Here is a 22,516-nt window from a genome sequence, read left to right as displayed (position 1 = left end):
CCCGCTCACGCGGCCTTCGCGGCTCCGGTCATCGTCATGAGGCCGGCGATGACCCGGTAGGTCTCGGTCCAGGCTTCCCGCACCTCCGGCGTGAAGTCCGGGCCGAGCCCCTGCTCCAGGGTCCAGAGCAGTGCCGCCCCGACCGCCTCGAAATGCGCCTGCAGCGCGCCGTAGCCGACGTGCCGGTCCCCGAGATCGCGCACGGTGGCGACGAGGGCCTCCGGCTTGTCGAGGTTGGCCACCGCCAGTGCCAGCATGGCGACGAGTTTGCGCTTCTGCGCGGTCATGTCGTCCGGGAAGAGCGACCGGACCTGTGGCGCGATGTCGAACAGGCGTCCGTAGAACAGCTCTGCCGCGGTGTCGCCGAGCGCCTGCACCGTCGCGAAGCTGCGCTGCACGATCGCGACCTGGGCGGCGGAGACCGCGTAAGACACGCGAACGCTCGCCAGGAACCGTTCGACCTCGGCGGTCAGTCGGTCCGACTGGTCCGACAGGGCAGAGGCCGCCGCGAGAACCTGGCTCGCGGCCAGGCCGGTGCCCTCCGCCGCCTGCGCGACGCCGGTCATGGTCGTGGTGACCTCGCCTGTGCCGGTGGCCGCCTGCCCGACGTTGCGGACGATCTCCTGGGTCGCCGCACCCTGTTCCTCGACGGCCGCCGCGATCGTGGTCGCCGCCCCGTTGATCTCGCGGATCCGCGCGGTGATCGCCGCGATGGCCTCCACCGCCTGCCCGGTGGACGCCTGCACCTGCGCGATCTGACCGGAGATCTCGTCGGTGGCCTTGGCGGTCTGCGCGGCGAGGGCCTTCACCTCGGAAGCCACCACCGCGAAGCCGCGGCCGGCTGCGCCCGCGCGGGCCGCCTCGATGGTGGCGTTGAGCGCCAGCAGGTTGGTCTGCTCGGCGATCGACGAGATCAGCCCCACGACGGCACCGATCTGGTCCACGGCGCTGCTCAGGTCCTGGACGCGCGCGGCGGTCCGGTCGGCCTCGGCCGCGGCCCTCTGCGCGAGATCCGCCGACCCGTCGGCCTGCCGCCCGATCTCCTGGACGGAGGTGCCGAGCTCCTCCGCGGCCGCCGCCACGGTGTTGACGTTGCTCGAGGCCCGCTCGGCGGCGGCCGCGACCGCCGTCGACTGCCCGGCCGTCTGGGTGGCCGTCGCGGTCATCGTCTGCGCCGTGACCTGCAGGGCGTTGGCCGAGGACGCGACCGAGCCGATCATGCCTCCGACGGCCTCCTCGAACCGTTGCGCCATCTGGCGCAGGCTGTCCCGGCGCTGGTCGTCGGCGTCCAGCCGCGCCCGCTCGGCCCCGGCCTCGAGGTCGCGCGTGCGGATCAGATTGTCCCGGAAGGCCTGCACGGCCACCATGATCGGCGCGAACTCGTTCCGGTACGCTTGCACCGGGACGGCGACGGCGGTGTCGCCCCCCGTCAGCGCGCGCATCGCGGTGGCGATGATCCGGAGGGGGCGCAGCACGCCCCCGAACAGAGCCATGAGGCCCAGCCCGACGAGCAGCAGGACGGCCAGCAGCGCCGCGGCACTGTGCAGGAGAACGCGGTCCGCCTGCGCGGCGATGCTCTCGGCCCGCGCCACCATCTCGGCGAGGGCGGCATTAGCGAGATCGACGATCGTCATCTGCTCGACGCTGTTTCGCTTACGGAGGTCTTGGAACGTGATGGGGGACGCGCGATGCTGGCTCAGGGCGTCGAAGATCGCGCGCGCCGCCTCCGCCGCCTCGCCCTCGAAATTGCTGCGCTTGGCCTTCTCGAACGCGGACCGCACGGCGTCCGAGCTCTGGGCGGCGGCCTCGCTGGTGCTCGACCACGCCGACTGGACCCGCGCCCGCTCCTCGGCCGCCGCCACGGTCTCGGGCAGCGACCACGACGTTCCCGCCGCCAGCGAGGTCTGCACGCGCAGGGCGACGTTCCCGATCGCGACACGGGTCGCCCAGGCAGACCGCTTGAGGACGAGGTAGTGCTGCAGGACGGCGTCGGAGCGCGGAATAGCCGAATCCACGGCGTCCGTGGTCGCCGTCAGCGCGTCGAGAAGTTCCTGAAAGGCCGTCAGCACGGCGGGCAGCAGCGCCGGGTCCCGCTTCGGCTTCGGTACGCGCAGGGCTTCATCGATCCGGGGGCGGAGCAGGTTCACGGCGTCCTGAGCCGCGTTGAGCCTCGCCATCGTCGCCGTCACGGAGGGCAGATCCCGGTTCCGCAGCAGGTCCTGAACGCTCGCGAAGCCCGCGACCATCGCGTCCCGGTTCGTCGCGTAGGCCTTCAGGCTCTCCGGGTCGGCGGACGCATCCCCGCTCAGGGCGAGCGCTGCCCCCCGCTCGAGGCGTGTCGGCAGGATCGTCCCGAGCAGCTGGCGACTCGCGCGGGTCAGCGTGACCGCGTCCCGGGCCTGTCGCGCCTGAAGACGCGCGTCGAGCAGAGCATTCCCCGCGTAAGCCAGTAACATCATCGCCATTGCGAGTATCGTCGTGCACATGACGACTCGAATCGAGACGTAGCCAAGCCATCTCATCGCGTGAACATTCCGATGTGCGAGTGGGATCTGCGTGTTGCTCGCATCATAGGGCGAACGGCGCGCGCGTTCACGCTGCCGCTCGGCAGTGTTCGACAGTCTATCGCGCCGACATATTTCGTGGGCGGCGCGCTTTATTCCGGATTCAGAGGAGAATCGACATCAACCAATAAAAAAGTTGGCTTCGTGAATTAAGCCGACGTTACCGCGGCGATCTCGGTCGGCAGGCGCACGCTCACCGTTCCGGCGGCGTGCGGTGAGCGCCGGTGCGACGGTCACGAGGCCGCCGTCGGCCTCGGCACGCGTGAGCTCTCCCGCGCGACGGGCCCGGGCCATCGTGCGAGACCGGACCGCGGCGACGAGCGAGGCCCTGCCCGGGTTCGGCGCCCGCGCCGCGCGGATCAGGGCGCGTCGTCCGCGAGCTCGACCCGCCCGTCCAGGCCGATGATGCGCCCGAGGCCGCGGACGCGGTTCAGCAGGCGGTCCCCGTTCAGGGCCTCCCAGTCCCGCGGCAGGCGCAGCACCACCCGGCCCTCCTCGACGGTGAGCGGCGCCCGTCCGAGGGCGCCGTCCATGCCGGCCGAGATCGGGAAGGCGATCCGGAGCAGGGCGCCCAGGAGGCGGGCGCGCTCGAACAGGCGCGGACCGGCCACGCTCCGGAGCATCGGGTTCGCCTTCTCGGGGGCCAGGCCGGTGTGCCTCAGGGACACCGCCAGGGCGAGATAGGCCCGGCCCGGATGATCCACGCCGACGAACGCGGCATTCTGGATCACCGCGATGCTCTGCTCACCGCGGTAATCCGGATGCGCCCGCCAGCCGACGTCGGACAGCAGGCAGCCGGCGTGCCGCAGACGGCGCTCGTCGGTGGTCTCGTGGCCGTCCAGGGTCGCGACGAACCGGTCCGTCCAGGTGATCAGCTCCTCGCCGTGGCGGGGCGAGCGCGCGCGCAGAACATTGAATTCCGACGCCGAGGCCAGCAGCGGATCGATCAGACGGGTGTCGCGGTCGAGCTGCTCGAACAGCAGGCCCTCGCGCACGCCCGATGCCGAGATCGCCACCTCGCGGGGGCGCCCGACCCGGATGATCTCCTCGAGGACGACGGCGCCGTAGGCGAGGAGCGGGCGCCGCGCCTCGGAGATCGCGTCGACGTCCTGCAGCAGCGCCACGTCGGTCTGCTCGACGACCTGCAGGAAGCTGAGTTCGTCGGTGGGCTCCACCGTGTAGCCGTGCATCACGTGGACGGGGTAGCCGCGGGCCGCCTGATGGAGCCGCGCGATCGCCCGCCACGTGCCGCCGACCGCGTAGAAGGTCCGCCCGCGCAGGGTCTCGAGCTGCGGGGCGGCCTTGCGCATGTACTCGCGGACGATCTTGGCGGCCTTCTTGACCGAGCCGCCGGACAGGTCCTGCAGAGCGAGGCCGCCGAGGGGCATGGTCACCCCCTGTCCGACGACCGCCCCGCGGACGTCCACGAGCTCGAGCGAGCCGCCGCCCATGTCGCCCACGACGCCGTTCGGCGCGTGGAATCCCGAGACCACGCCGAGGGCCGACAGCTCGGCCTCGCGCCGCCCGGAGAGGAGCTGGATCTCCTGGCCACAGGCCGCCTCGGCGGCGCGGAGAAAGTCTGGACCGTTCTCGGCGTCCCGCGCCGCCGCCGTGGCGAGGACGTAGACCTGCCTGACGCGCATCGTCTGGCACAGCACCCGGAACCGCGCCAGGGCGGCGAGTGCGCGCGTCACCGCCTCCTCGTTCAGGCGGCCGGTCGTCAGGACGTTGCGGCCGAGGCCGCAGAGCACCTTCTCATTGTAGAGCGGCGTCGGCGCCCGGGTCAGTCCGTCGTACGCGACGAGGCGGACCGAGTTGGAGCCGATGTCGATGATCGCCACAGGATGGCGCGCGGTGTTGTCGATCGCCTCCGCGTCGTGCGCGAGGGTGAGGTTGGCAAGAGGGCTGCCCAAACGTCCGAGTCCTTCATCAGCCCGGCGCGCCGCCGGCGCGCCGTGCGGGAGGTTTAGCCCAGCGACGCCGCGCAGCGAAACTCAGCTGCGTTGGGCGCGGCGGCTCAGCGCCCGTGGGCTCGACTTCTTCGAGGCCTTGCCGCGCCCAGAGAGGCTGGGATTGGTCATGAAATACTTGTGGGCGTTGAACGGCTCCTCGCCCTCGGCGGGCTGGATCCGCTCGCAGCCGCCCGAGGCGAGGAGCCGCCAGCTCTGGCGGTTGTCGAGCAGGTTGGCCAGCATGATCTGGTCGAGCACCTGCTGATGCACCGTCGGATTCGTGATCGGCAGCAGCGCCTCGACGCGGCGATCGAGATTCCGGCTCATCAGGTCGGCGGAGGAGATGTAGACCGTTGCCTTAGGGTGCGGCAGCCCAACGCCGTTGCCGAAGGCGTAGATGCGCCCGTGCTCCAGGAACCGCCCGACGATCGACTTGACCCGGATCGTCTCCGACAGGCCGGGGATGCCCGGGCGCAGGCAGCAGATGCCGCGGACCACGCAGTCGATCTGAACACCGGCTGCCGAGGCATCGTAGAGCGCGTCGATGATCTGGCTGTCGACCAGGGAGTTGCACTTGATCCAGATGGCGGCCGGGCGCCCGGCCTTCGCGTGCGCGACCTCGGCCTCGATGTGCTCGAGGAGCTTGTTCTTGGCGGTCAGCGGCGAGACCGCCATGCGCTCCAGCTCGGCCGGCTCGGCGTAGCCGGTGATGAAATTGAAGATCCGCGACACGTCGCGCGCGATCGCGGGATCGGCCGTGAAGAACGACAGGTCCGTGTAGATGCGCGCGGTGATCGGGTGGTAGTTGCCGGTGCCGACGTGGCAGTAGGTGACGAGCTTGTCGCCTTCCCGCCGGACCACCAGCGACAGCTTGGCGTGGGTCTTCAACTCGACGAAGCCGAACACGACCTGCGCGCCCGCCTTCTCGAGGTTGCGCGCCCAGCGGATGTTGGCCTCCTCGTCGAAGCGCGCCTTCAGCTCCACGAGGGCGGTGACGGACTTGCCGAGTTCCGCGGCCTCGGCGAGGGCCGCCACGATCGGCGAGTTGGACGAGGTTCGGTAGAGAGTCTGCTTGATCGCGACCACGTTCGGGTCACGGGCGGCCTGCGCGAGGAACTGCACCACCGAATCGAAGGATTCGTAGGGGTGGTGGACGATGAAGTCCTTCTGCCGGATCGCCGCGAACACGTCGCCGCCGCTCTCCCGGATGCGCTCCGGGAAGCGGGGATTGTAGGGCTTGAACTTCAGGTCGGGCCTGTCGATGCCGACGACCTGGGACAGCTCATTCAGGGCCAGCATGCCCTCCACGAGGAAGATCGCGTCCGCGGCGATCTCCAGTTCGTCGGCGACGAAGCTGCGCAGATCCTCCGACATGCCCGCCTCGACCTCGAGACGGATCACGACGCCGCGCCGCCGCTGCTTTAGCGCCGTCTCGAAATGCAGGACGAGGTCCTCCGCCTCCTCCTCGATCTCCAGGTCGGAATCGCGGACCACGCGGAACGCGCCGCTGCCCTTGACGAGGTAGCCCGGGAAGAGCCGCCCGGTGAACATCCCGATCACCTGCTCGATGGTGATCAGGCGCGCGGAAGTCTCGCTGTCGCTCACCGGCAGGCGCACGAAGCGGTCGATGACGCCCGGCAGCCGGATCAGCGCGCGCAGCAGCCGGCCGTCCTTCGGCCGCACCAGCATCAGCGCGATGGTCGTGCCGAGATTTGGGATGAACGGGAACGGGTGGGCCGGATCGATCGCCAGCGGCGTCAGGACCGGGAAGACGTGGTTGAGGAAGTACTCCTCCAGCCAAGCCGCCTGCTCGGCCGTGAGGGCCGCGGGCTCGACGATGTCGATGTCGCTCGTGTGCAGCTCCGTGCGCAGTTCCCGCCAGCGGGCCTGCTGGTCGGCGGCGAGGCGCGACACCTCGGCGCCGATCCGGACGAGTTGCTCGGACGGCGACAGGCCGTCCTGCGACGGGACCGTGATCCCCGCCCGGACCTGATCGATGAGGCCGGCGACGCGGACCATGAAGAATTCGTCGAGGTTGTTGGCCGAGATCGACAGGAAGCGGAGGCGCTCCAGGAGCGGGTGGTTGGGGTTCGACGCCTCTTCCAGCACCCGCCGGTTGAACTGCAGCCAGGACAGCTCGCGGTTCACGTACCGCTCCGGTGAGTGGCGCAGGGTTCGCCCGGCTTCCACCACCGGCTCGCGGGCCGCGCCGACCGGCGGCTCCGCGGGAGTCGCGGCCGCCGAGGCCGGCCACTCGTCGTTGGCGTCCGGAATGGCTTCCGCCGGAGCCGCCGCCCCCGCGACCGGATCGGCCTGCAGGCGCTTGGGCGCGACCGCCCGCCGCGTCGCCGGACTGGCCGTCGCGCGCCGACGGGGCTCGGGCGCCTCATCGGCGGCGTCGCGGTCCACGGGCTTCTGCGTCGATTCCATCCCGGATCCCTGTCTCTGCTCCTCGCGGCGGCGGAGCGTGTATCACCCTAGACCGGCGGCCTTCACGACAGTTTCGTGACGGCCACTGCATTCCTCCTTCAGGCGTTCGGGTCCGGCTCGTCCTCCAGCCCCATGCGGCGCAGGACGGCCAGCGCGAGCGGCCGGCTGATGCGGCGGCCGCGGCCGAGGGCGTCGCGGTCCAGCTCGGCGACGACGTCGCGGGCTCGGCCCAGCGACCGGTCGATCCGCAGGGCCAGCGCCTCGATGACGCCGAGATCGACCACCAGCTGCCGGTCCACGAACAGCTTGACCAGGACGGCACGCAGGAGCGCGTCGTCCGGCGCCTCGATGGCGATGCGCGGCGCGAGGCGAAGCCGCGAGCGCAGATCCGGCGTCGTGAGGCCGAGGGCGTCGATACCCGTGGCGCTGGTCAGCAGAACCGGGCAGCCTCGCTCGCGGGCGCGGTTGAGCAGGTGGAACAGCGCCGCCTCGTCGCGCCGCTCCGCCCGATCGATGTCTTCCACGACCAGCGCCCCGTTGGAGACGAGGTGCTGGACCGCGTCGGCACCCAGCTCGGCGGCCGGGAGGGTCCAGGCATGGGCCCGCTCGGCCCAGATCGCCGCGAGGTGGCTCTTGCCGCTGCCGGAGGGACCGGTGAGGACCAGGACACTGTCGGGCCAGTCCGGCCACGCCTCGATCAGCGCGTAGGCGGCCTCGTTGGCCGGTCCGACGAGGAAATCCTCGCGCCCGTAGCGGGGGTCGAGCGGCAGGTCGAAGGCCAGCTGCCGGGGTGGGGCGTTCTCGCGCATAGGCCGCTCAGGATCATCCCGCGCCCGCGGAGGTCAAGGCCGAAGCGTCCTTGCCCTCATGCTCGATCAGGATCGGCTGCCCGGCGTGGTAGAGGCGGCTCTCCAGGTAGCGGGCCAGGGCGAAGCGGACCAGCACGCCGATCGAGGCCGCGATCGGGACGGCGAGCAGCAGCCCGACGAAGCCGAACAGCGTCCCGAAGGCGAGCAGGGCGAACATCAGCCAGACCGGGTGCAGCCCCGTGGAATCGCCGACGAGCTTCGGCGAGATGACGTTGCCCTCCAGGAACTGGCCGACGAGGAAGACGGCGACGGTCAGGCCGAGATGCAGCCAGTCTCCGGAGGGCCAGAACTGGACGAGCGCGACGCCCACGGAGAGCATGAAGCCGGTGAGCGTGCCGACGTAGGGGATGAAGGTCAGGAACCCGGCGATCAGGCCGATCAGCACGCCGAAGTTGAGGCCGACCAGCCAGAGGCCGACGGCGTAGAAGCTGCCCAGGATGAGGCAGACCAGGGTCTGGCCGCGGACGTAGCCGGTGACCGCTCCGTCGATCTGGCGCGCCAGCTCGCGCACCGTCGCCCGGTGCCGGGGCGGCACCCAGCCGTCGATGGCGGCGACCATCCGGTCCCAGTCGACGAGAATGTAGAAGGCGACGACCGGCGTCACGACCAGCAGGGAGGCGATCGAGATCAGCGCCTGGCTGCCCGACCAGAGCGATTTCAGGAAGGCCAGGAGCCACGTGCCGGCCTGGGTGGCGAGCGTCCCCACGGAGGATTGCAGCTCGTTGAGGACGTTCGCGCCGCCGACGCGCTCGAGCAGGGTCCCGGACCGCTCGGCGATGATCGCCTGGAGCCGCGACACCATTCCGGGCAGCGCGTTGACGAGCGCCACGACCTGGTTGGCCGTGAGCGGAATCAGGATCAGCAGCGTCACGACGAGGACGACGACGAACAGCGCCAGGATCAGCAGGCTCGCCGCCAGCCGCCCGAGGCCGAGCCGCTCCAGCCGATCTGCCAGGGGGTCGAGGAGGTAGGCCAGCGTGATGCCGGCCACGAACGGCAGCATCACCTCCCGCAGGAGGTAGACGATCAATCCCAGGGCCACGACAGCGGCCAGCCCGATCACAGCCCGTGCGCGCACGATGACGCTCCCCCCAGCAGCACACCACGCCAGCGGGCAGAGTGGGTATGCGGAGCGCGCCGATCAAGGCGCCGCCGGCACGACTCGCGCGGCGCGCGGGAAGCCGCTAGAGCGGGGCCAGTATTCAGCGAGGTGGCGCGGGCATGACGGCCAAGGACGGCAACGAGCCGAAGACGGGGCTGACCTACGCGGCGGCGGGCGTCGATATCGATGCCGGCAACGCCATGGTCGAGACGATCAAGCCGCTGGTGCGCTCGACCCGGCGCCCGGGCGCCGACGCCGAGATCGGCGGGTTCGGCGGCCTGTTCGACCTGAAGGCCGCGGGCTTCCGCGACCCGATCCTGGTCGCGGCCAACGACGGCGTCGGCACCAAGGTGAAGATCGCCATCGAGACCGGCCGCCACGACACGATCGGCATCGACCTCGTGGCGATGTGCGTGAACGACATCATCGTCCAGGGCGCCGAGCCGCTGTTCTTCCTCGACTACTACGCGACCGGCAAGCTGGTCCCCGGCGTCGGCGCCGACATCGTGCGCGGCATCGCCGAGGGCTGCCGGCAGGCCGGCTGCGCGCTGATCGGCGGCGAGACCGCCGAGATGCCGGGCCTCTACGACGGGTCCGACTACGACCTCGCGGGCTTCTCCGTCGGCGCCGCCGAGCGCGGCGCCCTGCTGCCGCGGCCCGGCATCCGGCCCGGCGACGTCGTGCTCGGCCTCCCCTCCTCCGGCGTCCATTCCAACGGCTTCTCGCTGGTCCGCCGGATCGTCGCGAAGACGGGTCTCCGCTGGGACGCGCCGGCCCCGTTCGCCCCGGGCCGCAGCCTCGGCGAGGCGCTGCTGGAGCCGACCCGGATCTACGTGAAGCCGCTGCTCGCGGCTTTGGGCGCCACCGACGGGATCCGGGCGCTCGCCCACATCACGGGCGGCGGCTTCCCCGACAACCTTCCCCGGGTCCTGCCGGACGAAGTCGGCATCGCCGTCGACCTCGATGCCGTGACCCCGCCGCCGGTCTTCGGCTGGCTCGCCCGCGAGGGCGGCGTCGCCGAGGCCGAGATGCTTCGGACCTTCAACTGCGGGATCGGCATGGTGGTGATCGCCGCCGCCGACGCGGTCGACGACGTCGACGAGGCCCTGACCCGGGCCGGCGAGACCCCGGTCCGCCTCGGACGGATCACGGCGCGCGGCCCCGAGCCGGTGACATTCAGCGGCCGCCTCGCCCTGTGATGGCGTCCGCCCGCAAGACCCGCGTCGCGATCCTCATCTCGGGGCGCGGCTCGAACATGCTGGCGCTGCTGGAGGCCGCGAAGGATCCCGCCTTCCCGGCCGAGATCGTGCTGGTCCTGTCGAACCGCCCGGAGGCCGCCGGCCTCGCCCGGGCGGCCGAGGCGGGCATCCCGACGCAGGCCATCGATCACCGGGCCTTCGCCGACCGGGCCGGTTTCGACGCCGCCGTCGACGCGGCGCTGCGGGCGGCCGAGGTCGACCTCGTCTGCCTCGCGGGCTTCATGCGGATCCTGACGACCGACTTCGTGGCGTCCTGGGCCGGCCGGATGCTCAACATCCACCCGTCGCTTCTGCCCCTGTTCAAGGGCACCCACACGCACCGGCAGGCGCTGGACGCGGGCGTGCGCCTGCACGGCTGCACGGTCCACTTCGTCGTGCCGGAACTCGACGCCGGACCGATCGTCGCCCAGGTTGCGGTCCCTGTCCGCCAGGACGACGATCCCGACAGCCTCGCCGACCGCGTGATCGTGCAGGAGCGGCGGCTCTACCCCGCGGTGCTCGCCCTGGTGGCGGGCGGCCGCGCCCGTCTGGACGGCGATCGCGTCGTGATCGACGAGAGGGCGCCAGACGGCGCTCTGTTCAGCCTCTAGGCGGCGGTAGAACGGGCGTTTCCATCCGCGCGAGCGGGGCGCCGCGATCCGGCCGCGCCACGCTCGCCATGTTCCGCCCGGGGCTGCTCCGCCGACGAAGACGGTGCGCGGACCCGGAGGCCTTCGAAGCTCTGGGCGCTCAGACCGGGCGCTGGAGCTTGCAGCTGTCCAGGGCGGAGAGCGCCTTAGCGCGGGCGGTGTCGTTGAAGTAGCCGGTGGTCCGGTAGGCCTCGATCTCGGAGGCGTCGAGGCTGCGCAGCGTCTGCCGCGCGTAGCAGCCGCAGGGGCGTTCCAGGGAGGCCTCGCTGGCGCTGGTCATGCGGGCCTGGACGACCGTGCAGGCGTGGCGCACGCGGCCCTCGAGGTTGGTCTTGCTGGCGGTCTTGAGAGCGGGGTCCGGCTCGTACTGCTGGAACGGGGCCGAGGATCCGCCCGCGAGGGCGGCGGTCGCGCCGAGGGCGAACAGGCCGGTCGCGATCAGCAGGGGCAGGCGGCGCATCGTCATGGTCGGGGTCGTCCGGGGGCTGAGATTGGCTAAGCTCGGCCGTTGGACGCTCCCGGGCTCCGTCCCGTCAAGGACGACCCGGTCACACAGGGCGGCATTCCCGGCGCCGCCGGGTACGGGGCGCGCGAATGGCGGGTCGGTGTGCCCAACCCGCCACCGCGCGTCGCCTCGCCTCAGGCGGCGATGTCGGAATCCTTGAAGAACTGCGCGATCTCGAGCTTGGCGTTCTCGGCGCTGTCGGAGCCGTGGACGGTGTTCTCGCCGACGGACTCGGCGAACTTCTTGCGGATCGTGCCCTCGGCGGCCTGGGCCGGGTTCGTGGCACCCATCACCTCACGGTACTTGGCGACGGCGTTCTCGCCCTCGAGGACCTGGACCACCACCGGGCCCGAGGTCATGAAGGTCACGAGCTCGCCGAAGAACGGGCGCTCCTTGTGCACCTCGTAGAACTTCTCGGCCTGCTCCTTGGTCATGCGGATGCGGCGCTGGCCGACGATGCGCAGGCCGGCCTCCTCGATGACGGCGTTGACCGCGCCGGTCAGGTTCCGCCGCGTCGCGTCGGGCTTCAGGATCGAGAAGGTGCGCTCGGTGGCCATGGTGCGTCCGGTCTGTCTGTGGAAAAGATCTGCGGCGCGCCGGCGATCCGGACACGCCGCGGCAGCGAGAATTTCGCTTCGGCGCCGGGCTTATAGCGGGCGCCCCCCGGTGCCTCAAGCGGCCCGGCGCGCCCGGGCGGGGCAAGCGCGGCCGTGGCTCTGCCGCAACACCGCCGAAAAATCGCCCGATTGCGGCGGCTCAGTCGCGCACCAACCGACTTCGTCCACCCCTCGGGCGCCCGCGGCGCCCCAATCCCGGAGACGAACCATGCGACTCGCTCTCAGCGCCAGCCTGCTTCTCGCCGGCCTCACCGCCGCCTCCGCCGACACGGGCAAGGACCCGTCCGGCACCTGGCTCACCGGCGACGGCCGCGCCAAGATCCGGATCGACCGCTGCGGCCCCGGCCAGAAGCTGGTCTGCGGCAAGGTCGTCTGGCTCAAGACGCCGACCTTCGACAACGGCGCCCCGCGCACCGACCTCAAGAATCCCGACCCGAAGAAGCGCGCCCGTCCGGTAATCGGTCTCCAGCTGATCGAAGGTCTGAAGCCGGACGACGCGAAGTTCACCGGCGAACTCTACAATATCGAGGAAGGCAAGATCTACACGGTCAGCCTCGAGCGGGAGAGCGAGGCCGAGCTCAACGTGTCGGGCTGCATGCTCAAGATCCTGTGCGGGTCGCAGACCTGGACCCGCGTGCCGGACGTGAACCAGCAGGCCGCCAACAAGAACTGAGCTTCGTCAGATCGCCGCGAGGCCGCGCTGCACCGCCGGCCTCGCCAGGATGCTCTCGAGCCACCGGGCGACGTTCGGGAGGGTGTCGATGTCGACACCCTGCTTGAAGTTGAGCTTCGCCCAGGTGAACGTCGCGATGTCGGCGACGGAGTAGTCCTCGGCCAGGAAGGCGCGCCCCTCGAGGCGCCGCTCCAGCACGCCGTAGAGGCGCTTGGCCTCGGCGGTGAATCGGTCGATCGCGTAAGGCAGCTTCTCGGGCGCGTAGATCTTGAAGTGGTGTGTCTGCCCGAGCATCGGCCCGAAGCCCGCCACCTGCCAGAACAGCCACTCGTCGACCGCCACGCGGGCGCGCTCGTCGGTCGGGTAGAACTGCCCGGTCTTCCGGCCGAGATACTGCAGGATCGCGCCTGATTCGAAGACCGAGATTGGCTGTCCGCCCGGACCGTCCGGATCGACGATGGCCGGGATCTTGTTGTTGGGCGAAATCGCCAGGAAGTCGGGCGCGAACTGCTCGTTCTTCGCGATGTCCACGGGAACGATGCGATAGGGGAGCCCGCACTCCTCCAGCATGATCGGGATCTTCCAGCCGTTCGGCGTACTCCATGTGTGGACGTCGATCGGCCGCCCGGACACCGCTGCCATGCTCTGCCTGCTCCTAGACCCGATCGTCGGCGGCGCGGTGGTCCTCCGCCGTTTCCGAATTGCTCCGGCAGTGAAGACGATTTCCCGGCCGCGCTCAAGGGCACCGCGCCCGTAGACGCGGTCGCACGGCGAAGCTGCGCCGGGGCTGGCGGCGGCGGCGCGGCCGGGCTTGCCGACGCCGCGGGAGAGCGGCGAGATTGCGGCTCGGGCGCCGGAACGGCGCCCGAGGGGGAACATCCGATGATCGATCGTCTCGTCAGGATCGCGGTCCTGTCCGCGCCGCTGCTCGCCGCCTGCCCGGCTCTCGCCAAGGAGCCACCTGCCAAGGAATCACCCGCTAAGGAAGCACCCACGAAGGCGCCGCCCGCCGCCGAGACGCCGGCCGCCAGGGCGCCGAGCCCGGGCCAGTCCGCCGCCCGCGATCGCCAGAAGACCTGCGGCACCGAGTGGCGCGCCCTGACCGACGCGCAGAAGGCGGCGCAGGGACCGAAATGGCCGCAGTACTGGAGCAAGTGCAACAAGCGCCTGAAAGGTGGCGACAAGGCCTGATCGGCTAGAACCGCGGGGCGTTCCGTTCGTTCGAACATCCGCGGCGGGTTGGCAGGAGGCACGAGGCGATGACGGACCCTTCTCCGTCCGGTCGGGCGGTGGACAGCGCGCCGCGCGGGGTCCGGCATGGCTGAGGCCCCCGTCGGCTCCGTTGCAGATCGCCGCTCCGAACCGCTCGGCGACCGCATCCTGGCGTTCCTCGATGCCTGGGTGCCGAAACCGGCCGCCTGGGCCTTCGCGCTGCGGATCTGGATCGCCATGATGCTGGCGCTGGCCGCCGCATTCTGGCTCCAGCTCGACAGCGCCTCGTCCGCCGCCACCTGCGTGGCGATCCTTGCCCAGCCCAAGCGGGGGCAGGCGATCTCGAAGGCGGTCTACCGCCTGCTCGGCACGCTCGTCGGCGCGGCGGTGGCGCTCGTCTTCATGGCGCTCTTCGGCCAGGACCGGGTGCTGCTGCTCCTCAGCTTCACCGTCTGGCTCGGCCTCTGCGTCTTCGTCGCCCAGTTTCTGCAGGACACGCGGGCCTACGGCGCGATGCTGTCCGGCTACACTGTGGCGATCATCGCGCTCGGCCAGATCGACGATCCGCAGGGGACCTTCGACGCCGCTGTGTCCCGCGTCGCCGCGATCGTGCTCGGCATCGTCGTGATCACCTTCATCAACGACGCCCTCGCCTCGCCGAGCACGTGGCGGGCGCTGCTGCCGCAGCTGCGCGCGGCCTGGGACCAGACGCGCGGCTACGCCCGCGAGACTCTGGCGTCGGGGGATCTCGGCGCCCCGCGCACCGCCGCGCTGATCCGCACCATCGCGCCGATGCGGGCCGATGCCAGCGCCATCGCGGGCGAGCTGGACGACGGCCGGTACCGCGCGGCCGGCGCGCGCAGCTGCATCGCCGCGCTCTACGTGATGGCGGCGTCGATCCGCGGCCTCGGGGCCGCGGCCGCGTCCCTGCGCGATCCGAGCCCGGCCGTCGCGGAGGCGATGGCGATCTGCCGGCGGGTGGCCGACGCGCCCGATCTCGACGCCCTCGACCGCGACGACGAGCGCCTGCGCGACCTGGTCGACGCGGCCATCCGCGACGGGACCCGTCCCCTCGACGAGGTTGTGGTGCTCCAGCGCGCCCTCGACTTTGTCTGCGCCGCGACCTTCGCGCAGGACGGCATCCGCGCCGTCGCCGACGGCCACAGGCCCCTGCGCGACGCCGAACTGCCGACGCACCGCGACTTCCCCGTCGCCCTCCGCGGCGCCCTGCGGGTGGCCCTGAGTTTCGCGGTCACCGCCGCCACCTTCGCGGCGCTCGGCCTGCCCCAGGCCTCGTTCGCACTGGTCCAGGTGGCCGCCACCGCGGCACTGTCGTCGATGACGCCGGACCCGAAGAAGTTCGCGAACGGCGTCGTCGTCGGCATGACGCTGGCCGCCGCCCTGGCGGGCATCGCCCGGTTCGCGCTCCTCAACGGTGTCCAGGGCTTCCCGATGCTGGCGCTCGTGATGGCGCCGGTGATCTTCCTGGGCTGCTTCCTCTCGCTGAACCCGAAGACCTTCGGAGTCGGCTTCATCCTGATCGTGTTCTTCCCCGTCCTGCTGGGGCCGTCGAACCCGCAGACCTACGACGCCCTGAGCTTCCTGCTGAACGCGTTCCTCGTCGTCGTGGCGGCCGTGATCCTGTCGATCATCGTCCGCCTCATCTTGCCGATCTCGCCGGCCCAGCAGCGGGTCTTCGCCCTCGGTTCGGCGCGGCGGGCGCTCGCCGACGCCCTCGTCGGCCAGGGCGGCGACGCCACCACCCGCACGAGCCTGAATGCCGACCGGCTGTTCCAGTTCGCCGCCTACAGCTCGGGGAGCGCGGCGGTGCGGCAAGCGAACCTGCACCACGCCTTCGCCCTCGCCCGCCTGGAGGCCGCCGCCGCCCGGGCCCACGCGGAACTGCGCCGCCTCTGGTCGGTCGGAGCCCTGCGCGGCGCGATCCCGCGGGCGCGGGACGCCCTCGCGGCAGGCGACGATCGCGGGCTCGAGATGGCGGCGCGCGACCTGATCCGCGCCGCCTCCAGCCAGGACCGGGCGGTGCGGCTCACGACGGCCCGTGCCGCCAGCGACCTCGTCACCGCGTCGCGGACCATCGCCCGCCACAGGCGATTCCTCCAACGCCTCGACATCGCGCTATTCTGATTGCCGCTTCTTCCGGGGTAACCATGCACGAGGACATCCATGTCGGCGGGGTGCTGGTCACGGCCTTCGTCGCTTACGCGCTCGCCGCGTTCGTGATCCTGGTCGTCCTTCGCCTCGTCTTCGCCCGCATCCGCTGCAGCCGCTACGTCGCCAACGCACCGCTCGCCGAAGCCGGCCTCTACGTCTGTGTCCTCGCCCTCCTGATCGCGTTCATCTGATGCCCGACACGACCGCCGACGAGGACGATCCGAAGTCCGCCGCCCGCGACGGCGCGCCCGGGCGGAGCGACCCGCTGCCCGCAGTGCCGCGCCGGGGCCGGGCCGCCAAGGTGTTCCGCCTCGCGGCCACCGGCGTGATCCTGCTCGCGGCGATCCTGGCGGGAGCCTTCGTGTGGGAATTCTACGTGGCGGCGCCCTGGACGCGCGACGGCACGGTCCGGGTCCAGGTCGCCAACATCGCCCCGCAAGTCGCCGGTCAGATCGTCGAGGTCCGGGTCCAGGACAACCAGAACGTCCGCAAGGGCGACGTCCTCTACGTCATAGACCCGGTCGATTTCGAGGTCGCCGTCACCTCGGCGGATGCCGAGGTCAAGAATCGCGAGGCCGATCTGCAGGTGAAGAACGCCGAGTCGGCCCGGCGCCAAGCGCTCTCGACCGTGTCGACCTCGATCGAGGAGAAGCAGCGATTCGCAGGCGCCGCGAAGATCGCCGAGGCGTCGCTGGAGAGCGCGCAGGCGCAGCTGCGGCAGGCCAAGGTGAATCTGGAGCGCACCCAGGTGAGGTCGACCGTCAACGGACGGGTGACCAACCTGCTGATGCGGGTCGGCGACTATGCCCGGACCGGCACCTCGAACATCAACGTGGTCGACACCGACTCCTTCTGGATCGACGGCTATTTCGAGGAGACCAAGATGTCCAACATCCGCGTCGGCGACCCCGCCGACGTGAAGCTGATGGGCTTCGATCCGCACCTGACCGGCACGGTCCACAGCATCACGCTCGGCATCTCCACGGCGAACGCCGCCGCCAGCACGCAGGGGCTGCCGGACGTCAACCCCGTCTACACCTGGGTGCGCCTCGCCCAGCGGGTGCCGGTCCGCATCCGCATCGACCACGTCCCGGCGGGCGTCCCGCTCATCGCCGGCATGACCGCGACGGTGTTCGTCAACGGCGGCCGCGGCCCGGCACCGAGCTGGTTCATGGACCTGCGCGACCGCGTCTCCGGCCTGGCAAAGCCGGCGGCCAGCCCCACCCGGGAGGCCGACCGGCGCTGAATCGCCGCGCGGACGCGACCCGGTTGGCGGGGGCGCGGTTTCCCGGACACGCATCCGCGCCGGAGATCACGATGAACCGACTGCTCGCACTGGCCACCGTCCTGCTGGCCGCGGGACCGGCCGCGGCCGCGCCCCCGCGGGCCGCGGTATTCGATTTCCAGTTCTCGAACCTATCACCGGTGCCGGGTGACGCCGCCGACACCGCGCGGCTGAAGCGGGTCAGCGCCGAACTGCGCGACCTCCTCCAGAAGAAGGGCCTGTTCGTCGTGGTCTCGACCGAGCCGGTGCGGGACGAGGTCACCAGAAGTGCCGACTTGCGCCGCTGCAATGGCTGCGCGGATGACTTCGCCCGCAAGCTCGGCGCGGATGTCGCGATCACCGGCGAGGTGCAGAAGGTCTCGAACCTGATCCTCAACCTCAACGTCTACGTGAAGTCCCTCACCGGCGACGCGCCCGAGAAGGCCTACAGCGTGGATCTGCGCGGCGACACGGATGAGTCCTTCGACCGCGGCATCCGCTTTCTGGTCGAGAACAATATGGGCGCCGGCAAGTAGCTTGCGGGCCAATCAATATTTCGCAGCGCCACGGGATCGATCCAAGTGATTGAGCTCGCACGCGCTGCGGTGCGGCGGCGGGGGCAAGTGGATCGAAAAAGCCTTTTGCCGAGAAAATAGCTATTGACCGACTTGGAGGACGGGCGCAGTCTCCATCTGTGCTTAGCGAGAGCGGGCACGGACCGGCACGAAATCTTGACGCGATCAGGTTTCGCAGCGGTGTCGGTCGTCGGAAGCTGGAGGAGACAGGGATGACTCCACCGCAGCGGAATGCCGCCTAGACGGTTCAGGGACAGGTTCGGCCCGAGACCTAGCGGCACAACACGAACAGCCGGACGGACGCGGCTCCAGGGGCGCAGAAGCGGCCACGCATGGCACGCCTTCGAATGCGCGAAAGGCCCCACTTCGAGCCGTTCCGCCGCGGTTTCTCTTCGAGGATCTGTTCGTGGCCCACCTGCCCGGCATCGCCGCGGCGGGATCTCGTCGTGGCTTTGGCGAGCATGGGACTGGCCGGCGATTTCGAAGCGACGGCCATCCGATCCCGGCACTCATCCTGAGGCCGGGCGCGGACTGGCCGCTCGCCGCGGAAGCCTCACTCGATCCCGAGCTTCGCCTTGAGCAGCGCGTTCACCGCCGCGGGGTTCGCCTTGCCGCCGGTGGCCTTCATGGTCTGGCCGACGAACCAGCCGAGCAGGGTCGGCTTCTCTTTGGCCTGGGCGACCTTGTCGGGATTCGCCGCGATGATCTGGTCCACCGCCGCCTCGATGGCGCCCGTGTCGGTCACCTGCTTCATGCCGCGGCTCTCGACGACGGCGCGCGGGTCGCCGCCCTCGGTCCAGACGATCTCGAACAGGTCCTTGGCGATCTTGCCGGAGATGACGCCCTCGCCGATCAGGTCGATGATCGCGCCGAGCTGGTCCGCCGAGACCGGGGTCGCGTCGATGGACAGACCCTCCTTGTTGAGGCGCCCGAACAGCTCGTTGATCACCCAGTTGGCCGCGGCCTTGCCGTCCCGGCCCTTCGCCACCGCCTCGTAGTAGTCCGCGGAGGCGCGCTCGGCGACCAGCACGCCGGCATCGTAGGGCGAGAGGCCGAACGCCGAGACGAACCGCGCCTTCTTGGCGTCCGGCAGCTCGGGCAGCCCCTCGGCCAGGGCGTCGACGTAGGCTTGGTCGAATTCCAGCGGCAGCAGGTCCGGATCGGGGAAGTAGCGGTAATCGTGCGCCTCTTCCTTCGAGCGCATCGAGCGCGTCTCGCCCTTGGTCGGGTCGAACAGGCGCGTCTCCTGGTCGATCTTGCCGCCGTCCTCGAGGATGGCGATCTGGCGCCGCGCCTCGGTCTCGATCGCCTGCCCGATGAAGCGGATCGAGTTGACGTTCTTGATCTCGCAGCGCGTGCCCAGCGGCTCGCCGGGGCGGCGCACCGAGACGTTCACGTCGGCGCGGAGCGAGCCCTTCTCCATGTCGCCGTCGCAGGTGCCAAGGTAGCGCAGGATCGTGCGCAGCTTGGTCACGTAGGCCTTCGCCTCCTCGGAGGAGCGCAGGTCGGGCCGGGAGACGATCTCCATCAGCGCCACGCCCGACCGGTTGAGGTCGACGAAGCTCCGGGTCGGATCCTGGTCGTGCAGCGACTTGCCCGCATCCTGCTCGAGGTGCAGGCGCTCGATGCCCACGGTGATCGAGGCGCCGTCGGCCAGGTCCACCAGAACCTCGCCCTCGCCGACGATCGGGTCCTTGTACTGCGAGATCTGGTAGCCCTGCGGCAGGTCCGGGTAGAAGTAGTTCTTCCGGTCAAACACGGAGCGCAGGTTGATCTTGGCCTTCAGGCCGAGGCCGGTGCGCACCGCCTGGGCGACGCACTCGGCGTTGATCACCGGCAGCATCCCGGGCATCGCGGCGTCGACCAGCGAGACGTGGTCGTTCGGCTCGGCCCCGAACTCCGTCGAGGCGCCGGAGAACAGCTTCGCCCGGCTGGACACCTGGGCGTGGATCTCCATGCCGACGATCACCTCCCAGTCGTGGAGGCCGCCCTTGATCAGCTTCTTGGGGTCGACGGGTGCGTTCATGGTCGGTCCGAAAGGCGGCTGGCGTTCGAGGCGTCGCCGTCTTCGCGAGCGCAGCGAAGCGATCCAGGGAAGCGCGAGGCTTCCAGGCGTTGCACCGCCGGATCGCTTCGCTGCGCTCGCAGAGACGGCGGAGGCGCCGCATGCGTCGAGCGAGAGATTTTCTAGGAGGCCCCTGCCCGCAGGGTCAAGCGCGGCGTCCGACCGCCTGCCGGGCGCCGTAGCCCACGACGGCCCAGAGCAGGGCCGCGACGGCGCGGACCGGGAAGAAGGTCGGGCCGTCGCGGGTGATCGGCGCCGGCCACGGGATGCCGGCCGCGCTGACCGCGTAGGAGAACAGCACCGAGAAGCCGAGCGCCGCGATCGCCGCGATGAAGACCTTGCCGAACTGGCTGGCGGTCCAGCCGAGATAGACCGCCACCACGATCAGCGCCGGATCGAACGCGGCCCAGATCCAGACCGTCCAGGGATAGTACGGGACGGTCATGACCACCACGGCTCGGGCAGGACGGTGCGACCGGCCGCGTCCTCGATCACCTGGGCGACCGCGAACAGCGTCTCCTCGTCGAAGGGCCGGCCGATGAGCTGGAGGCCCAGCGGGAGGCCCTGGCCGTCGAGACCCGCCGGCACGGCGATGCCCGGCAGCCCGGCCATGTTCACCGTCACGGTGAACACGTCGTTGAGGTACATCTCCACCGGGTCGGCCGAGGCCTTCTCGCCGACGCCGAAGGCGGCCGACGGCGTCGCCGGCGTCAGGATCGCGTCGACCCCGGCCGCGTAGGCGGCCTCGAAGTCGCGCTTGATCAGCGTGCGGATCTTCTGCGCGCGGACGTAGTAGGCGTCGTAGTATCCGGCCGAGAGCACGTAGGTGCCGATCATGATCCGGCGCTTCACCTCGCGGCCGAAGCCGGCAGCGCGTGTGTTCTCGTACATCCCGGCGATGTCCTTGCCGGGCACGCGCAGGCCGTAGCGGACGCCGTCGTAGCGGGCGAGGTTCGACGAGGCCTCGGCCGGGGCCACGATGTAGTAGGCCGGCAGCGCGTAGGCGGTGTGCGGCAGCGAGATCTCCCGGATCGTCGCGCCGGCGGCCTTGAGCCACGCCGCGCCCTCGTCCCAGAGCTTCTGGATTTCCGCGGGCATCCCGTCGACCCGGTACTCTTTCGGGATGCCGATGGTCAGGCCCTTCACGCCGCGCGACACGGCGGCCTCGAAATCGGGCACCGCGAGGTCGGCGCAGGTCGTGTCCCGGGCGTCGGCGCCCGCCATGGAGCCGAGCAGGATGGCGCAGTCGCGCACCGTCCGGGCGATCGGGCCGGCCTGGTCGAGGGAGGAGGCGAAGGCCACCGTGCCCCAGCGCGAGCAGCGCCCGTAGGTCGGCTTGATCCCGACCGTGCCGGTGAAGGCGGCGGGCTGCCGGATGGAGCCGCCGGTATCGGTCGCGGTGGCGCCGAGGCAGAGGCGCGCGGCGACCGCCGCGGCGGAGCCGCCCGACGAGCCGCCGGGCACGATCGGCGCGTCCGATCCGGCGCGCCGCCAGGGCGAGACCACGTTGCCGTAGGCGCTGGTCTCGTTCGACGAGCCCATGGCGAACTCGTCGAGGTTCAGCTTGCCGAGCATCACGGCGCCGTCGCGCCACAGATTGGCCGACACGGCCGATTCGTAGTGCGGCTCGAAGGTCTCGAGGATCTTGGAGCCCGCCGTAGTCGTCACGCCGTGCGTGCAGAACAGGTCCTTGATGCCGAGGGGGATGCCCTCGAGCGGCCGCGCCTCGCCGGACGCGATCTTCTGGTCCGAGGCCTCGGCCATCGCCAGGGCGCGGTCCGGGGTCTCCCGGATATACGCGTTCAGGACGCGGGCCTTGGCCATGGCGTCCAGATGGGCCTGGGTCAGCTCGCGGGCCGAGATCCGCTTCGCCTTCAGGGCGTCGCGCGCTTCGGCCAGGGTAAGTTCGTTCGGATCCACGCTGTTCACGTCCCCGCGCGCGCCGCCGCGCGCCTGCCCGCCAGAAATCCGGTCCGCAAGGTCCGGGCCGTCCTCGGCCTACTCGACCACCTTCGGGACCAGGAAGTAATTGTCCTCGGTCTCGGGTGCGTTGGCGACGACGTCGGCGGCGCGGCCGCCCTCCGTGACGACGTCCTCGCGCTTCTTCATCGCCATCGGCGTCACCGAGGTCATCGGCTCGACGCCCGCGACGTCGACCGTGCCGAGCTGCTCGACGAAGGACAGGATGGCGTTCAGCTCGCCCTGCAGAGGCCCGACTTCGTCGTCGGTGACCGCGATCCGCGCCAGATGCGCGATGCGCCGAACCGTCTTCTCGTCGACCGACATGCCGTCCCGTTCGTCCCTGCCCGGGAGCGCTCTCCCGAAGTCGGTCGCGCTATAGCATCGGCGCTCGACGCGCCGCAACGCGGGTGGGCTATGCCGCGCCGCCCGCAGGGCGGCCGGCCGCGCGCGAGACCCGACTGACCGCGTGCTCGGCGCGGGCGTGCGACGGGCGGATCAGGTCACGACGTGGTGGGGCGTCACCGACATCTCGATGGTGATTCCCGGTTGCCGGACCGGCTGGATCATGGCTTGGGTGAAGCCCGCGACCAGCACCTCGAAGGCGAGGAGCAGCATCCAGCGGTGCTTGCGCGGCATCGCCCGCCGGCGGCCGGACGGAGCGGAAGA

General features: G+C 70.8%; 21 protein-coding genes. 8 read left to right on the top strand and 13 right to left on the bottom strand.

Annotated elements, in window-relative coordinates; all coding sequences use genetic code 11:
• Positions 1-5 precede the first annotated feature (5 nt).
• The 5 genes from ACQKQD_RS27300 to ACQKQD_RS27280 form a co-directional block, all read right to left on the bottom strand.
• Positions 6-2,465 carry a methyl-accepting chemotaxis protein gene (locus tag ACQKQD_RS27300; RefSeq protein ID WP_419544788.1) on the bottom strand — a complete coding sequence of 820 codons (2,460 nt, stop codon included), beginning with the start codon at positions 2,463-2,465 and terminating at the stop codon, positions 6-8.
• 458 nt (positions 2,466-2,923) lie between these two features.
• The gene (ppx, locus tag ACQKQD_RS27295; RefSeq protein ID WP_331326445.1) at positions 2,924-4,477 is read right to left on the bottom strand and encodes an exopolyphosphatase; all 1,554 of its coding nucleotides are present in this window, start codon (positions 4,475-4,477) and stop codon (positions 2,924-2,926) included.
• 81 nt (positions 4,478-4,558) lie between these two features.
• Entirely contained in the window at positions 4,559-6,946 is a 2,388-nt protein-coding gene (locus ACQKQD_RS27290) for an RNA degradosome polyphosphate kinase (RefSeq protein WP_427510104.1), read from the bottom strand.
• 98 nt (positions 6,947-7,044) lie between these two features.
• A complete protein-coding gene (locus tag ACQKQD_RS27285) occupies positions 7,045-7,755 on the bottom strand; it encodes a DnaA/Hda family protein (RefSeq protein WP_020091805.1) in 711 nt (236 codons plus the stop codon).
• 13 nt (positions 7,756-7,768) lie between these two features.
• Positions 7,769-8,893 carry an AI-2E family transporter gene (locus ACQKQD_RS27280; RefSeq protein ID WP_026604737.1) on the bottom strand — a complete coding sequence of 375 codons (1,125 nt, stop codon included), beginning with the start codon at positions 8,891-8,893 and terminating at the stop codon, positions 7,769-7,771.
• A gap of 143 nt (positions 8,894-9,036) precedes the next feature.
• Here ACQKQD_RS27280 and purM point away from each other — a divergent pair, with 143 nt between their 5' ends.
• Positions 9,037-10,116 carry a phosphoribosylformylglycinamidine cyclo-ligase gene (gene purM, locus ACQKQD_RS27275; protein WP_427510103.1) on the top strand — a complete coding sequence of 360 codons (1,080 nt, stop codon included), beginning with the start codon at positions 9,037-9,039 and terminating at the stop codon, positions 10,114-10,116.
• A complete protein-coding gene (purN, locus tag ACQKQD_RS27270) occupies positions 10,116-10,766 on the top strand; it encodes a phosphoribosylglycinamide formyltransferase (protein ID WP_427510102.1) in 651 nt (216 codons plus the stop codon). Before purM ends, purN begins: the two co-directional genes overlap by 1 nt.
• A gap of 139 nt (positions 10,767-10,905) precedes the next feature.
• On the opposite strand, the gene ACQKQD_RS27265 is transcribed toward purN, so the two are convergent.
• Together ACQKQD_RS27265 and ndk are read right to left on the bottom strand one after the other, a co-directional pair.
• Entirely contained in the window at positions 10,906-11,271 is a 366-nt protein-coding gene (locus tag ACQKQD_RS27265; protein WP_020091801.1) for a hypothetical protein, read from the bottom strand.
• Positions 11,272-11,444: 173 nt separating this feature from the next.
• A complete protein-coding gene (gene ndk, locus ACQKQD_RS27260) occupies positions 11,445-11,867 on the bottom strand; it encodes a nucleoside-diphosphate kinase (protein WP_012317495.1) in 423 nt (140 codons plus the stop codon).
• Between the two features lie 268 nt (positions 11,868-12,135).
• Between ndk and ACQKQD_RS27255 the strand changes: the two genes are divergently transcribed.
• A complete protein-coding gene (locus tag ACQKQD_RS27255) occupies positions 12,136-12,600 on the top strand; it encodes a DUF2147 domain-containing protein (RefSeq protein WP_020091800.1) in 465 nt (154 codons plus the stop codon).
• Positions 12,601-12,606: 6 nt separating this feature from the next.
• Here ACQKQD_RS27255 and ACQKQD_RS27250 read toward each other — a convergent pair whose 3' ends face one another.
• Positions 12,607-13,242, bottom strand: a complete 636-nt coding sequence (locus ACQKQD_RS27250; RefSeq protein WP_056521224.1) for a glutathione S-transferase N-terminal domain-containing protein — start codon at positions 13,240-13,242, stop codon at positions 12,607-12,609.
• Between the two features lie 240 nt (positions 13,243-13,482).
• Here ACQKQD_RS27250 and ACQKQD_RS27245 point away from each other — a divergent pair, with 240 nt between their 5' ends.
• From ACQKQD_RS27245 to ACQKQD_RS27225, 5 genes are all read left to right on the top strand, one after another.
• Entirely contained in the window at positions 13,483-13,791 is a 309-nt protein-coding gene (locus ACQKQD_RS27245) for a hypothetical protein (RefSeq protein WP_427510101.1), read from the top strand.
• Between the two features lie 126 nt (positions 13,792-13,917).
• Positions 13,918-15,957, top strand: coding sequence for an FUSC family protein (locus ACQKQD_RS27240; protein ID WP_427510100.1), 2,040 nt, complete (start codon positions 13,918-13,920; stop codon positions 15,955-15,957).
• 23 nt (positions 15,958-15,980) lie between these two features.
• Complete coding sequence (locus ACQKQD_RS27235; RefSeq protein ID WP_427510099.1) at positions 15,981-16,175, top strand: DUF1656 domain-containing protein; 195 nt, start codon at positions 15,981-15,983, stop codon at positions 16,173-16,175.
• The gene (locus ACQKQD_RS27230) at positions 16,175-17,230 is read left to right on the top strand and encodes an efflux RND transporter periplasmic adaptor subunit (protein ID WP_020091794.1); all 1,056 of its coding nucleotides are present in this window, start codon (positions 16,175-16,177) and stop codon (positions 17,228-17,230) included. Before ACQKQD_RS27235 ends, ACQKQD_RS27230 begins: the two co-directional genes overlap by 1 nt.
• Before the next feature lie 71 nt (positions 17,231-17,301).
• Positions 17,302-17,784: a DUF3280 domain-containing protein gene (locus ACQKQD_RS27225; protein WP_103985179.1), complete on the top strand. Its 483-nt coding sequence runs from the start codon at positions 17,302-17,304 to the stop codon at positions 17,782-17,784.
• Between the two features lie 592 nt (positions 17,785-18,376).
• Here the strand turns inward: ACQKQD_RS27225 and gatB are convergent.
• The 5 genes from gatB to ACQKQD_RS27200 form a co-directional block, all read right to left on the bottom strand.
• Complete coding sequence (gene gatB, locus ACQKQD_RS27220) at positions 18,377-19,849, bottom strand: Asp-tRNA(Asn)/Glu-tRNA(Gln) amidotransferase subunit GatB (protein WP_091978070.1); 1,473 nt, start codon at positions 19,847-19,849, stop codon at positions 18,377-18,379.
• A 184-nt stretch (positions 19,850-20,033) separates the two neighbouring features.
• A complete protein-coding gene (locus tag ACQKQD_RS27215) occupies positions 20,034-20,333 on the bottom strand; it encodes a hypothetical protein (protein WP_020091791.1) in 300 nt (99 codons plus the stop codon).
• Complete coding sequence (gene gatA, locus ACQKQD_RS27210; protein ID WP_427510098.1) at positions 20,330-21,808, bottom strand: Asp-tRNA(Asn)/Glu-tRNA(Gln) amidotransferase subunit GatA; 1,479 nt, start codon at positions 21,806-21,808, stop codon at positions 20,330-20,332. Before gatA ends, ACQKQD_RS27215 begins: the two co-directional genes overlap by 4 nt.
• Positions 21,809-21,886: 78 nt before the next feature.
• Positions 21,887-22,174 (bottom strand): Asp-tRNA(Asn)/Glu-tRNA(Gln) amidotransferase subunit GatC, encoded by a 288-nt coding sequence (gene gatC / locus ACQKQD_RS27205; protein WP_020091789.1) that lies wholly within the window; start codon positions 22,172-22,174, stop codon positions 21,887-21,889.
• A 171-nt stretch (positions 22,175-22,345) separates the two neighbouring features.
• Positions 22,346-22,486: a hypothetical protein gene (locus ACQKQD_RS27200; RefSeq protein WP_012317484.1), complete on the bottom strand. Its 141-nt coding sequence runs from the start codon at positions 22,484-22,486 to the stop codon at positions 22,346-22,348.
• Positions 22,487-22,516 lie beyond the last annotated feature (30 nt).

Origin of the sequence: Methylobacterium sp. NPDC080182 (assembly GCF_050281105.1) — a bacterium.
Lineage (GTDB): Bacteria > Pseudomonadota > Alphaproteobacteria > Rhizobiales > Beijerinckiaceae > Methylobacterium.
This window is presented reverse-complemented; position numbering and strand designations above follow the sequence as displayed.